The sequence below is a fragment of the Solwaraspora sp. WMMB762 genome (assembly GCF_049179115.1).
GTDB lineage: Bacteria > Actinomycetota > Actinomycetes > Mycobacteriales > Micromonosporaceae > Micromonospora_E.
The window spans coordinates 6,421,322-6,433,996 of record NZ_JBMHMD010000001.1 but is presented as its reverse complement, the minus strand read 5'-3'; the positions used below and the strand labels follow the sequence as shown (position 1 = coordinate 6,433,996).

At 73.3% G+C, this 12,675-nt stretch carries 12 protein-coding genes and 2 pseudogenes; 9 read left to right on the top strand and 5 right to left on the bottom strand.

The annotated features are described in order from the left end of the window. Positions 1 to 158: 158 nt before the first annotated feature. Complete coding sequence (locus ACN27J_RS28880) at positions 159 to 941, bottom strand: SOS response-associated peptidase (protein WP_421371075.1); 783 nt, start codon at positions 939 to 941, stop codon at positions 159 to 161. Between the two features lie 48 nt (positions 942 to 989). Between ACN27J_RS28880 and aroA the strand changes: the two genes are divergently transcribed. The 4 genes and pseudogenes from aroA to ACN27J_RS28860 form a co-directional block, all read left to right on the top strand. Beyond that, complete coding sequence (aroA, locus tag ACN27J_RS28875; RefSeq protein WP_421371073.1) at positions 990 to 2,288, top strand: 3-phosphoshikimate 1-carboxyvinyltransferase; 1,299 nt, start codon at positions 990 to 992, stop codon at positions 2,286 to 2,288. After that, entirely contained in the window at positions 2,261 to 3,487 is a 1,227-nt protein-coding gene (gene rsgA, locus ACN27J_RS28870) for a ribosome small subunit-dependent GTPase A (RefSeq protein WP_421371070.1), read from the top strand. Before aroA ends, rsgA begins: the two co-directional genes overlap by 28 nt. Positions 3,488 to 3,553: 66 nt before the next feature. Further along, complete coding sequence (hisN, locus tag ACN27J_RS28865) at positions 3,554 to 4,345, top strand: histidinol-phosphatase (RefSeq protein WP_123605243.1); 792 nt, start codon at positions 3,554 to 3,556, stop codon at positions 4,343 to 4,345. An 84-nt stretch (positions 4,346 to 4,429) separates the two neighbouring features. Beyond that, positions 4,430 to 5,362, top strand: a pseudogene (locus tag ACN27J_RS28860) (hypothetical protein); the annotation flags it as partial. Positions 5,363 to 5,475: 113 nt separating this feature from the next. Here the strand turns inward: ACN27J_RS28860 and ACN27J_RS28855 are convergent. Further along, positions 5,476 to 6,708 (bottom strand): annotated as a pseudogene (locus tag ACN27J_RS28855) (glycosyltransferase); the annotation flags it as partial. A gap of 296 nt (positions 6,709 to 7,004) precedes the next feature. Between ACN27J_RS28855 and ACN27J_RS28850 the strand changes: the two are divergent. Genes ACN27J_RS28850 through ACN27J_RS28840 form a run of 3 tightly spaced genes read left to right on the top strand, consistent with a single transcriptional unit; the run spans position 7,005 to position 8,861 of the window. After that, entirely contained in the window at positions 7,005 to 7,754 is a 750-nt protein-coding gene (locus ACN27J_RS28850) for an ATP-binding protein (RefSeq protein WP_421371068.1), read from the top strand. 2 nt (positions 7,755 to 7,756) lie between these two features. Then, a complete protein-coding gene (locus ACN27J_RS28845; RefSeq protein WP_421371066.1) occupies positions 7,757 to 8,251 on the top strand; it encodes a hypothetical protein in 495 nt (164 codons plus the stop codon). A gap of 28 nt (positions 8,252 to 8,279) precedes the next feature. Then, positions 8,280 to 8,861, top strand: a complete 582-nt coding sequence (locus ACN27J_RS28840) for a DUF5709 domain-containing protein (RefSeq protein ID WP_421371065.1) — start codon at positions 8,280 to 8,282, stop codon at positions 8,859 to 8,861. A gap of 39 nt (positions 8,862 to 8,900) precedes the next feature. Here ACN27J_RS28840 and ACN27J_RS28835 read toward each other — a convergent pair whose 3' ends face one another. Both ACN27J_RS28835 and macS read right to left on the bottom strand, forming a co-directional pair. Beyond that, a complete protein-coding gene (locus ACN27J_RS28835; RefSeq protein WP_278174372.1) occupies positions 8,901 to 9,530 on the bottom strand; it encodes a response regulator in 630 nt (209 codons plus the stop codon). Between the two features lie 41 nt (positions 9,531 to 9,571). Further along, on the bottom strand, positions 9,572 to 10,822 hold the full coding sequence (macS, locus tag ACN27J_RS28830; protein ID WP_421371063.1) for a MacS family sensor histidine kinase: 1,251 nt from the start codon (positions 10,820 to 10,822) through the stop codon (positions 9,572 to 9,574). A 168-nt stretch (positions 10,823 to 10,990) separates the two neighbouring features. On the opposite strand from macS, the gene ACN27J_RS28825 reads away from it, so the two are divergent. After that, positions 10,991 to 11,509: an ATP-binding protein gene (locus ACN27J_RS28825; RefSeq protein ID WP_421371061.1), complete on the top strand. Its 519-nt coding sequence runs from the start codon at positions 10,991 to 10,993 to the stop codon at positions 11,507 to 11,509. Here ACN27J_RS28825 and ACN27J_RS28820 read toward each other — a convergent pair. After that, on the bottom strand, positions 11,490 to 12,428 hold the full coding sequence (locus ACN27J_RS28820; protein WP_278167274.1) for a ribose-phosphate diphosphokinase: 939 nt from the start codon (positions 12,426 to 12,428) through the stop codon (positions 11,490 to 11,492). The two genes, ACN27J_RS28825 and ACN27J_RS28820, sit on opposite strands and share 20 nt — an antisense overlap. Positions 12,429 to 12,519: 91 nt before the next feature. Between ACN27J_RS28820 and ACN27J_RS28815 the strand changes: the two genes are divergently transcribed. Next, complete coding sequence (locus ACN27J_RS28815; protein ID WP_421371057.1) at positions 12,520 to 12,663, top strand: DUF6289 family protein; 144 nt, start codon at positions 12,520 to 12,522, stop codon at positions 12,661 to 12,663. Positions 12,664 to 12,675 lie beyond the last annotated feature (12 nt).

Here is a 12,675-nt window from a genome sequence, read left to right as displayed (position 1 = left end):
TCGGCAGGCATAGACAAGGGCCTGCATCGATTCTGGGGAAAATACGTCCCGGCGATTCGGTCCCAACACTGGCAAACCCCCGCCCGCGTGGTCGGCCGATCACCGAAAGTAGGACCCCGGCGTCACCGCCGGGCCTGGGAGCGGTACCATCCGCAGGGTCAGAAGAGCTCCGGATGCGGCGCCGGACCGGCCGGCCCGGACCCGCTCCCCGGAGCGACCCGTCGCACCAGTTCAGCGCCGTTGTTACGGACGTTGCCGACCGCCGTACCCACCGGCCGAATCTCGATGTGGTCCAGGTAATTGTCATCCGGCGCAGCCAGCAGGGCGGTGCCGTCCGCTTCCGGGTCGAGCCATTCGGCCCAGCGGTCCTCCGGCAGCAACAGCGGCATTCGATCATGAACCTCGGCGAACGGCCCGACCGCCGCGGTGGTAATCACACTGCTCGTGATCATTGGGTCCGGCCGGCCCCAAACCGACCAGAGACCGGCGAACGCCAGTACCCGGCCGTCGATCGGGGTCATGAAGTACGGCTGCCCGCCACCGCGCCGCGCACCGGCCGGGCGTACCCACTCGTACCAGCCGTCGGCCGGCACCAGACAGCGACGACGGGCGAACGACGGCGCGAACGCCCTACTGGACGCGACCGTCTCCGACCGCGCGTTGATCATGCGGGTGCCGATCCGGGGGTCGGCCGCCCACGGCGGCACCAGGCCCCACCGGGCCACGCTCACCACCCGTCGGGCGACCGCCGGCTCGGCGGCCGGCTCGGCGGCCGGCTGCGGCTGGTCGGTCCGGTCACCCCGGAACAGCCGCACGATGGGCACCGGATCGGTGGGTGCCGCGTTGTAGTCGGCCGCCAGCGAACCGCCCGTGTCGTCCAGCGCCTCGAACAACGCGGAGAGATCCGCCGCGCTGCGCGTGGTCGCGTACCGCCCACACATGGTGCCCAGGCTAGTTGGTCGGCCCGACGTGGTTGGCACACTGTACGGGTGCCTGAACTCAGCAGTGTCCCGCCGCACCAGCCATGGACCGCACCCCGCGCCGCCGGGCCGATCCGGTCCACCCTCCGACTGCCCGGCTCAAAGTCGATGACCGCCCGCGCCCTGGTGCTGAGTGCGCTCGGCACCACCCCCGGCGGCGTCGTCCGCCCGCTCCGGGCCCGGGACACCACGCTGATGGCCGCCGGCCTGGCCGCGATGGGCACCGGGATCGAGACCGGCTCCGCGCAGCGCTGGCCGGTCGTCCCGGCCGCACTGCACGGCCCGACACACGTCGACGTCGGCCTCGCCGGCACCATCATGCGGTTCCTGCCGGCGGTGGCGGGGCTGGCCGACGGTCCGGTCACCTTCGACGGCGACCCGCAAGCCCGGGCCCGCCCGCTCGGCCCGCTGCTCGACGGTCTGCGCCACCTCGGGTTGCGCATCGACGCCGCGCCGACCGGCGGGTTGCCGATCACCGTGCACGGCACCGGACAGGTCCCCGGCGGCGCGGTCGAGGTCGACGCCTCAAAGTCCAGCCAGTTCGTCTCCGGGCTGCTGCTGGCCGCGCCCCGGTTCACCGGCGGGGTGCTGGTCCGACACACCGGGGCGGTGCTGCCGTCCGCCCCGCACATCGCGATGACCGTCGAGATGCTGCGCGCCGCCGGCGCGGTGGTGGACGATTCGGTGCCGCGGACCTGGCGGGTCGAGCCGGGCGAACTGCGCGGGCGGGACTGGCCGATCGAGCCCGACCTGTCCGGCGCGCTGCCCTTCTTCGCCGCTGCGCTGGTCACCGGCGGCACGGTGACGCTGGCCGACTGGCCGGCGCAGAGCGCCCAGCCGGTAGGCCAGCTGATCGAACTGATCGAGCAGCTCGGCGGCTCGGCCACGGTCGACGCCGACGGGCTGACCGTCCGGGGCACCGGCACGGTGCACGGCGTCACCGTCGACCTGCGCCAGGTCAGCGAGTTCACCCCGGTGCTCGCCGCGCTCGCCGCGCTCGCCGACGCGCCGTCGCGGCTGACCGGCGTCGCCCACATCCGTGGACACGAGACCGACCGGCTGGCGGCGCTCGCCGCCGAGTTGACCGGGCTCGGCGCCGCAGTGACCGAGCTGCCCGACGGGCTGGAGATCGCCCCCAAACCGCTGCACGGCGCGGTGTTCCGCACCTACGACGACCACCGGATGGCGCACGCCGCCGCCGTGCTCGGCCTGGCGGTGCCGGGCGTCGAGTTGACCGACGTCGCGTGCACAGCCAAGACGCTGCCGGAGTTTCCGGCACTATGGTCGGCGGTGGCGGCAGGAAACTGACCGCGACGGGAGAGGAGCAGATCCTGGCCGGCAGGCGCAGGGAGTACGACGAGGACGACGTGCGGGTACGACCGCGCCGGTCGTCCCGGCCGCGTACCCGCACCCGGCCGGCGCACGACGACGCGGTCGACGGTTTCGTGGTCACGGTCGACCGGGGCCGCTACGGCTGCGTACTCACCGGCCCGCAGGCTCCGCAGCCGGTCGCCGACCCGCCTCCGGTGGTGACCGCGATGCGGGCCCGGGAGCTCGGCCGGCGCGCGGTGGTCGTCGGCGACCGGGTCGCGCTGGTCGGCGACGTCTCGGGTGACGCCGGCAGTCTCGCCCGGATCGTCCGGATCGACGAACGGGCCTCGGTGCTGCGCCGTACCGCCGACGACGACGAGACCACCCCGGAGGGCCGGCTGGAGCGGGTGGTCGTCGCCAACGCCGACCAACTGGTGATCGTCAGCGCGTTGGCCGACCCGCCGCCCCGGACCGGGTTCATCGACCGTTGCCTGGTCGCCGCGTTCGACGCCGGGATCGACCCGCTGCTCTGCCTGACCAAGGCCGACCTGGCCGACCCGGCGCCGGTCGTCGACTACTACCGGGACCTCGACCTGGAGTACGTGCTGTGCCGACCCGGCAGTGACCTGGCCGACCTGCGGCACCGCCTGGCCGGTCGGCTGTCGGTGCTGGTCGGGCACTCCGGGGTAGGCAAGAGCACGCTGGTCAACCGGCTCGTGCCGGAGGCGTTGCGAGCGGTCGGCACGGTCAGCGCGATCGGCCGGGGACGGCACACCTCGTCCAGCGCGGTAGCCCTGCGGCTGCCGTACTCCGGCGCGTCGCCCGACGGCGCCGATGTGGGTGGTCGGGCCGACGGTGCCGGCGCGTCGGCCGACGGTGCCGGCGCGGGGAGTCGGGCCGACGCGCGGGTCGTTCCGGCCGGCGACCCCGGATGGATCGTCGACACGCCCGGCGTACGCAGTTTCGGGCTGGCCCACGTGTCGGCCGAGAGCCTGCTGCACGGCTTCGCCGACCTGGTCGAGGGGAGCCTCGACTGCCCGCCGAACTGCGAGCATACCGGCGACGCCGGCCAGTGCCGGCTGGCCGGCTGGGTGGCGGCCGGCAACGCCGATCCGCGCCGGCTGGCGTCGTACCGGCGGCTGTTGGACTCGCGGTCCGGGGACACCGAGACCGGCCGTACCGCGACCCGCGAGTGAGTGGGCCGAACCTTACGCGGTGGGACATCCGACCATTGCGGTGAGTAATCAGATACCTTTCCCGCCATGGCCCGGTACGCCGACGATCTCTCCCTCGCCCATCTGCTCGCCGACACCGCGGACTCGATGTCGATGGCCCGGTTCCGGGCACTCGACCTGCGAGTCGAGGCGAAGCCGGATCTCACCCCGGTCTCCGACGCGGACACCGCCGTGGAGAAGGCGCTGCGCGCCACCCTGGCCCGGACCAGACCCCGCGACGGCGTGCTGGGTGAGGAGTTCGGCGCATCGGTCGCGGCGGCGGGGCCCGGCAACCGGCAGTGGGTGATCGACCCGATCGACGGCACCAAGAACTTCATCCGGGGCGTACCGGTCTGGGCGACGCTGATCGCCCTGATGGAAGGGGACCAGCCAGTGGTCGGCCTGGTCTCGGCACCGGCGCTGGGCCGACGCTGGTGGGCCGCGATCGGTCACGGAGCGTACGCAGGACGGCACACGGCCGCCGCGACCGCGATCCAGGTCTCCGGGGTCCGCCGCCTCGCCGACGCCAGCTTCTGCTACTCCTCGCTGACCAGTTGGGAGGAGTCCGGGCGACTACCGGCCATGTTGGACATCATGCGGTCGGTGTGGCGCAGCCGGGCCTACGGGGACTTCTACGGCTACATGCTGGTCGCCGAGGGCGCGGTGGACGCCATGGTCGAACCGGAGCTGTCGCTGTGGGACCTGGCCGCGTTGATCCCCATCGTCACCGAGGCGGGTGGCACCTTCACCGATCTGACCGGCCGGGCCGGCCCGGCCGGCGGCAGCGCCGTGGCCAGCAACGGCAGGCTGCACTCCGACCTACTGCACCGGCTCAGCTGACCGGAGCCGGTCTCAGGTGGAGCGAACCGAGCGACCGTCTATCCTCGCCGGGTGACGTCGACCGGTTGGTGTTTTCTCGCGGCGATGATCGCCACCTACGGCGTCGCACACCTCTTCCAGGCGGTGGCCGCCGCCCGCACCACGGTCCGCCACTGCTTCGACCCCGGTCTGCTGCTGCGACTCGTCCGGCAGCCGGTGTACCTGATCGGCCTCGGCTGCCAATGCCTCGCCTTCGTGCTGGCCTTCCTCGCCCGGCGGGACCTGCCGCTGTTCCTGGTCCAGGCGAGCGTGGCCGCCGCCCTCGGCGTGACCGCGCTGCTCGGGGTACTGACCCTGGGCTGGCGGCTGCCGACCGCTGAGGTGGTCCTGCTGGTGCTGCTGCTGGTCGGAGTAACCGCGCTGGTCGTCGCCGCCCGACCCGCGCCGGCGCACCCGCTCGGCCCCCGTGCGGTGGCCGTCATCGCCCTCGCCGGCCTGCTGATCGCCGCCCTCGGTGCCGGGGCGGCCCGACTCGACGGCCCGGCCGCGGCCGTCCTGCTCGGACTGCTCGCCGGGTTCGCCTTCTCCGCCGCCGCGGTCGCCTCCCGGCCGCTCGCCGGCACCGCCAGTTACCGCGATCTGGTCACCGAGCCGCTGCTCTACCTGCTGATCGCGCACTCAGCCATCGGTCAGTGGCTGATCGGCCTGGCGATGCAGCGCGGTTCGGTCACCGCCGCCATCGCGGCGATGGACGCGGCGGGCGCGGTCCCGGCCGCCATCGTCGGCCTGCTGCTACTCAACGACAAGATCTGGCCCGGACGCGAATGGCTGGCCGCGGTCGGTTTCCTCATCACGCTGGCCGCCGTACTCGGTCTGACCCGGTACGCGACGACTCAGCACGCACCCGAGACCGCGCAGCCGGCCTGGGCCGGCGGCCCGGGTCAGGCAGGCCGGTCGGTTAGGGTCAGCGTCGGGCCGGACACCGACAGCACCGGTCAGCCGGCCCGGATCGGCGTGGCGGTCTCCTCCGCCGGCGCCGTGGCATCGATCGCCGCCAGATCGATCTCCACGTCGACCGGCTCGACCGAATCACCGTCGGGCAGCTGCCCGGAGACGACGCCGCTCGACCCGGCCGGGACCGGGCCGCCGTGGCGCGACCCGAGCACCCGCTGATAAAGCCGTTCGATGGCGGCGGCGGTCCGGTCCCAGCCGTACCGGCACCGGACCCGGTCGACCGCCGCGTGCCCGTACGCGAACCGCTCGGCCTCGTCGGCGAGCAACCGCCGCAGCGCGACGCCGAGCGCCCGGACGTCGCCGGGCGGCACCAGCCGACCGGTCACCGAGTCCACCACGCAGTCGGCCACCCCGCCGTGGGCGTACCCCACAACCGGCACGCCGCACGCCATCGCCTCCAACGCCACCGTGCCGACCGGCACGTACCGGCTGGTGCAGGCGACCACGTCGACCGACCGGTACAGCTGCGGCATCTCCCCGGCCGGCACCGCCCCGAGCAGTTCGATCTGGTCGGCCACCCCGTACCGGGTGGCCACGTCCCGCAGCCGCCGGGCGTCCGGATGCCCGGCCAGCCCGGCCCGGTCGGGCCCGCCGACAATGAGCACGTCGACGTCGCCGACCAGCCGGAGCGCGCCGATCAGCTCGTCATGCCCGGAGCCGGGGGTGAGGTCGCCGACGGCGAGCAGCCGGCGACGCCGCCGTACCGGCGGCGCGGGGTCTGGCGCGAACCGTGTGGTGTCCACTCCAGGTGGGATCATCGCGACCGATGCGCGGTCACGTCCCATCCGGGCCAGTTCGTCCACCTCTTCGGTGCACTGCGCGACGGCCGCGTCGACCACCCGGCACAGCGCCTGCTCGAGCGCGATCCGTTGCCGCGGACCCTGGTAGCCGGTACCCAACTGCCGCTGCTGTTGACTACCGATGCTGTGGAAGGTCTGCACCAGCGGGATCCGGCTGCGGCCGACCGCGCTGGCCGCCGCGAGACCACCCGGCCAGAAGTGCCCGTGCACCACGTCCGGCGTCCACTCCCCGTCGTCCCACTGACCCGCCAGCCAGCGACCGAACTCCGGCAGGTGGGCCAGCAGTTCGGCGGTGCCCAGCCGGGTCGGCGGACCGACCGGCACCCGGATCAGCTGGTAGCCGTCCGACGACTCGCCGTCCGGCTCGTCCGGCCCGGTCCGCCGCTGGTAGACCCGGACCTCGTGACCGAGAGCAGCCAGTTCGGTGGCGAGCCGGGCGATGTGCTGCCGGGTGCCGGTGACCGGCTGCCCGACGGTGTCGAGACGTCCGGGGTCACGCTGTGCGAGGTCACGGTGTACGGGGTGGCCCATCGCAGCTCCATCGTGGGCAGACACCAGACCGACGCGCATCTTCACCTCCGTTGCTCGTCACGGGTGCTAGCGGTTCTTTCTAACCCCTGCGGTACGAGGATTCCTCCGGTTCCGGCGAGCACCACCCTCGGGTGAGAGCCACGGGTGAGGTACGACGGCCCACACCGGTGGTATGACACGCCCAAATCGGGGTACCCGTACGCATGGCAGCGACCGGGACGCAGAGCAGCCGCTTCCGCCCAACGGGTACGTCGGGGCGGCTGACGACCGGGCCTGATGCGACCGGGCCTGATGTCCGTAGCGCCGGGCCGGTGCGGGGCGCCGGGAGGAGAAACGTGCCGACCGACCTGCGATGCGTGCTGGAGTGCGACCCGACCGATCCGGTGATCCGGCTGGTCGGGGTGCTGGACCGGCACGCCGTCGACGACGTCCGGGCGGCGTTGCTGGACTGCCTGGCCGACCGGGCGGCCCCGGTCGCGGTGGACGTCTCCGCGGTACGCGACGCCGCGCCCGCCGCGTTGCTGCGGCTCGGCGAGCTCGCCCGTACGGTCGCCGAGTGGCCGGCCGGCGGCTTCGTCTGCTGCGCCGCGCCACCCGGCACCGGCCGGGCCTGGTCTGCGGCGGGGCTGACCGTACTGCCCGACGCCACGCTGGCGGCGGCGCTGGTCGACGGCGCTCCGCCGGCCGCGCCGCTGAGCGCCGAGCTGGATCCGGTCGTCGGAGCGGCGCGGACCGCACGGGCGCTGCTCGCCGAGGGCTGTCGCCGGTGGGAGCTGCCGCAGCTGGTCGATCCGGCCGCCGTGGCGCTCACCGAGTTGGTGAACAACGTGGTGGTGCACGCCGGTACGCCGATGTCGGTGCGGATCGGTCTGCGGGACGGCCGACTGCGGATGTCGGTGCGCGACGGCTCGGACGGCCTGCCCACCCCGGCCGGGCCGGTCCCGGTGGCCCCGACCGCGCTGGGCGGTCGGGGCATGCTGCTGGTCGGCTCGGTGGCGCGGCGGTGGGGCTGCACCCGGCTGCGGGGCGGCAAACTCGTCTGGGCAGCCCTCGATCCGGCGGACCATCCACAGGACGGAGACTGACAGTGGTACGGCGCGACAGTTCGACCGGCCCGGCCCGGCTCGCCCTGCTGCTGGCCGGGGTGGCGGTCGGCTACCTGGTCGGCAGGCGGACCAGGTCCGGCGGAACCGACGTCACGACGGGGCCGGCCGTGGACCAGCTGACGGGCGAAGCCGCGATGGACCAGCCGACGGCCGGAGCCGCGATTGACCAGCCGGCGACGCACCCGGCGGCCACCGGGCCGGTGCGGGTACGGCCAGCGGTGGCGCCCGCCGGCCAACGGCCCGGAACCGACCTCGGGTACCACCCGGGACGACCGGCGGACGAGGAGTTCGCCGCCGACGTGGTGAGCGGATCATCGGCGACCACCGCCTCGCACCCGTACCAGGTGCCGGCCGGTCGGACCACGGCGACGCCGGCAGCGCCGGTCGGCGACCCGGCCGTGCCGACCGGCGCGGACGGTGACGACAGCCCGCCGCCGGTGCGACGCCGCCCCGACCCGCCCCAACCAGGTGTGTGACCGCCACCGACCCGGGTAATGGGACGGCATGCGTACAGACGACTTCCCCCGGCCGGTTTCCGACCCGGAGTCCGAAGGGATCCCGCAGACCGCGGACGACGACTCGACCGCGTACGACGACGTGGCCAGCGGCCGCGAGGCCGACGGCCCGGACCCGGAGAGCATCCCGGGCGACGTGCCGGTGGCGGTGGACCACTTCGGCAACACCGCCCAGGAGCAGCTCGACGGGGAGTCGTTGGACTACAAACTCGCCCGGGAGGCGCTGGGCAGGCCGGTGGACGATCCGCTCAGCGGGCCGGTCGACCAGGCGCTCGGCGACGAGGCCAACAGCGAACAGGCCGCCGCCCAGGCGCAACGCGACGCCGACGTGATCGACCCCGGCCCGTACTCGGATCCGGACTCACCGGTCTCGCTCTACGACCACGGCCGGCTCGGTGGGGCGGACAACGGGATGGTGGGACGGTTGGTGGAAGCCGACGAGGGGGCGCACACCGACGAGGAACCGGATTCGGTGGCGGCCGACGCCGGGGCCGCCGGTGGTGGGGCCAGTGCCGAGGAGCTGGCGGTGCACGAGACCGAGGCCCCCGAGGACCACCCGATCGACCGCTGACCGCAGCGTCGACGGTCGGCCGACCGACCGGTCAGTCGGTCAGTCGTCCAGGCCCTGTTCGATCGCGTACCGGGTGAGCTCCACCCGGTTGTGCAGTTGCAACTTGCCCAGGGTGTTCTGCACGTGGTTCTGCACCGTCCGGTGGGACAGCCCCAGCCGGCCGGCGATCTGCTTGTACGACAGCCCTTTGGCGACCAGTCGCAGCACCTCGGTCTCCCGGTCGGTGAGCCGGGGCTCGTCCCCGGCGGGTCGCGCGGTAGCGGCCAGCCGGCGGTACTCGCCGAGCACCAGTCCGGCCAGCCCCGGCGTGAAGACGGCCTCCCCGGTCGCGGTCCGCCGGACCGCGTCGAGAAACTCCCCCGGGCCGGCCGACTTCAGCAGGTAGCCGGTCGCGCCGGCCTTGATCGCGTCAAGCACGCTCTGCTGTTCTCCGCTGGCCGACAGCATCAGCACTCGTACGCCGGGCTGCTCGGCCAGCATGCCGCGGATCACCTCCACCCCGGAGATGTCGGGCAGTTGCAGGTCCAGCACCACCACCTGGGGTCGGGCCGCCGCGCAGATCCGCACGGCCTGGCGTCCCTCCCCGGTGGTCGCGACCACCTCGTGGCCGGCCTCGGCCAGGTCCCGGGCCACCCCTTCCCGCCACATCGGATGGTCGTCGACCACCATCACCCGGATCGGCTCTCCCGCGTCCACTGCCGCACCTGCCGTCACCCGTACTCCTCCGCCGTCGTATCCGGGCTCGGCACCCGCAGCTCGATCTCGGTGCCCGCGCCGGGCTCCGAGACGATCCGTACCGTGCCGCCGATCTCGGCGACCCGCCCCTCGATCGACTGGCTCACCCCGAGCCGACCCTGCGCGGCCGCCTCCGCCAGCCGACCGGGTCGGATGCCGCACCCGTCGTCCCGGATCGACACGGTAACCGTGTCCGGCTCCTCTTCGACCAGGACCCACACCCGGGCCTGCGGACCGCCATGGCGCACCGCGTTGTCGACCGCGGCACCGAGCGCCGCGCCCAGCTCGGCGGCGAGCCGACCGGGCAGCAGCACCGGGTCGGCCGGGGTGGCGACCGAGACCCGCGACGACGCGTACCCGTTGACCACGGACCGCAGGTCGACCGGCCCGGCGTCGAGCGTCGCCGGCCGGGCGGCCATCGCGGAGCCGGCCGCCGTCGGCCCGGCCGCCACCGGCGCGGCGGGCTTGTCCGGCGGTACGGTGACCCGGCTGGTGACCAGCGCCCGCAACGCGGCCTCCTGCTCCCCGGCGAGCCGGGCCAGCTCACCGGCCTCACCGACGAGGTCGGCCCCGCGCCGGGCGACCATTGCCAGCACCTGCAGCACCGAGTCGTGGATGTCGCGGGCCAGCCGTTCCCGCTCCCGGGTCGCGGCGGCCAGCTCCCGGGTCGCCGCCTCCAGCTCGACCGCTCGCTGCAACCGGTCCTCGGCCGCGCCGATCAAGCGGGCCACGTGCCCGACGGCGATGCCGGCCAGCAGCATCAGCACACCGGGAGTGACCGACGACTCGTTGAGCCGGTCCCGTACCGCTAGGTCGGCGGCGGTCAGCACCAGGGCAGCGGTCACACCGAGGCGCCGGCCGCCGGCGACCGCCCAGGCCAGCACCGGACCGGCGAGCCAGGCGACCGCGATGGTCGGCACCCCGTCGGCCAACGCGGGCCGCCCGATGATCCATGGGCTGACCAGCAGCGGGACCAACGCGACGAACAGGTCGGCGGCGAGCAGTGGCCAACGACGCAGTCGGGGCCGGGCGTACGCCCAGGTGGCGGCGACCGTCCAGGCGATCATGCCGAGCAGGACCGGGACGGCGACGAGCGGATGGGCGTAGTCGGCTGCGTTGCGCACGTACAGCACCAGCACGTAGCCGAGGGCGGTGAACCGGAACACCGCGAGGGCCCGCCACAACGGAACGATCAGGGTGCCCACCGGGGCAGGGTTCTGCCGCACCCGCTGACGATGGCACACGACCGGACGCCCGGCGAGCGCCGGCCACCCCGGCACAGAGCGAGCGGTCCCGGGCGGGCCGGACACGCCCGGGCCGATGTGCATTTCCCCACAGGTCAACGTAGGGTGAGAATGCCGCGAAAGCACTGACGATCAGCAGCCGGATGGGCCATGACCGACGCAGATCCCCCGTCATCGCGTACGGTCGTGCCTATCGACCCGATGGATCTGCTCAGCGAGACCTTCGACCGGTCGCAGGTCACTGACCTGCGGCACCACGTTGCATCGTGCGCCAGCTCGGCCGGGATGAGCGGCCAGCGGCTCGATGACTTCGTGCTGGCCGTCAACGAGCTGATCACCAACGCGGTCCGGCACGGCGGCGGCCAGGGCTGGCTGCGGATGTGGCGTGACACACAGTCGATGTACTGCGAGGTCGCCGACAACGGGCAGGGCATCGGAACCGACCGGCTGCGCAACCGGGACCGCCCGGCGCCGAACACAGCGGGTGGCTGGGGGCTGTGGCTCACCGAGCGGTTGACCGACACCATGGCGGTCGCCACCGGCCCGGAGGGCACCACGGTACGGATCAGTCTCAGGTTGACCGACCCGACGGCGTCCGGGGCCGGGATGTCCGAGGCAGCGGCGTCCGGGGCCGGGGTGGACGATCCGGTCAGCCGAACAGGGCGCTGACCGACTCGCCGTTGTGAATCCGGCGCATCGCCTCGGCCAGCGCCGGCGCGACGGAGAGCACCTGTAGCTTCGGCACCCGCTTGGCGGCCGGAATCGGCACCGTGTTCGTGCAGACGATCTCCAGTACGCCGTCCTGGTCACTGAGCCGGTCCAGGGCCCCGCTGGAGAACAGCCCGTGGGTGCAGGCGATCCGGATCGACCGGACCTTCAGCTCCCGCAGGTGGTCGATCAGCTCGATCACCGTACTGCCTTTGGCGATCTCGTCGTCGAGGACGATCACGTCGCGGTCGACGACATCGCCGATCACCGCGCTGATCTGCACCCGGTCGTCGCTGAACCGCTGCTTGGCCCCGGCCGCGACCGGCAGGCCGAGCATCCGGGCGAAGGCGGCGGCCTCCTTGGCGTTACCCAGATCCGGTGAGACGACCACGGTGTCGGTCAGATCGTGGTCGTGGAAGTGCGCGGCGAGCTCACGCAGCGCGTGCAGGTGGTCGACGGGGACGCTGAAGAAGCCGTGTACCTGCGGGGAATGCAGGGTCATCGCGAGCACCCGGTCGGCACCGGCGGAGACCAGCAGGTCCGCGACGAGCCGGGCACCGATCGAGATCCGTGGGGCGTCCTTCTTGTCCGAACGGGCGTACGCGTAGTGCGGTAGCACCACGGTGATCCGCCCGGCCGAGGCGCCCCGGGCGGCGTCCAGCATCAGCAGCAGCTCCACCAGGTGCTCCTGCACCGGCGGCACCAGCGGCTGGATCAGGAACACGTCCCGCTCGCGGCAGTTCGCCTGCAGCTGCACCTCCAGGCAGTCGTTGGCGAACCGGGAGACCCGCACCGGGTGCAGCGGTACGTCGAGATGGGTGCAGATCTCCGCAGCCAGCTCGGGGTGGGCGCTGCCGCTGAAGACCGCAATGTCACGCACCAGCTGATGGTAGGTCAGCCACCGTCCGGAGCCCTGCGGCAGGGGCAGGCCGCGACCGAGACACGGCATATCCAGATCCGCAGCCTGCGGCGTGGACTACCACTGTGCCACCTACTACTACTCCGACCCGAACCACACCACCCAGATCGGCTACCGGGTCTGGACCTGCGGCGGCGACATGACGCAGGTGGGCGCGACCTCCCCCTACTCGCGTACCAGCAAGTCACCCTGCTGATCCGGCACCGGT

What these genes read in the sequence shown, in the direction of transcription:
- ACN27J_RS28880 (WP_421371075.1), bottom strand. Translation starts at nt 941, where the DNA reads ATGTGTGGGCGGTACGCGACCACGCGCAGCGCGGCGGATCTCTCCGCG.
- rsgA (WP_421371070.1), top strand. Translation starts at nt 2,261, where the DNA reads ATGGTCGGCGGTGGCGGCAGGAAACTGACCGCGACGGGAGAGGAGCAG.
- hisN (WP_123605243.1), top strand. Translation starts at nt 3,554, where the DNA reads ATGGCCCGGTACGCCGACGATCTCTCCCTCGCCCATCTGCTCGCCGAC.
- ACN27J_RS28840 (WP_421371065.1), top strand. Translation starts at nt 8,280, where the DNA reads ATGCGTACAGACGACTTCCCCCGGCCGGTTTCCGACCCGGAGTCCGAA.
- ACN27J_RS28835 (WP_278174372.1), bottom strand. Translation starts at nt 9,530, where the DNA reads ATGGTGGTCGACGACCATCCGATGTGGCGGGAAGGGGTGGCCCGGGAC.
- ACN27J_RS28825 (WP_421371061.1), top strand. Translation starts at nt 10,991, where the DNA reads ATGACCGACGCAGATCCCCCGTCATCGCGTACGGTCGTGCCTATCGAC.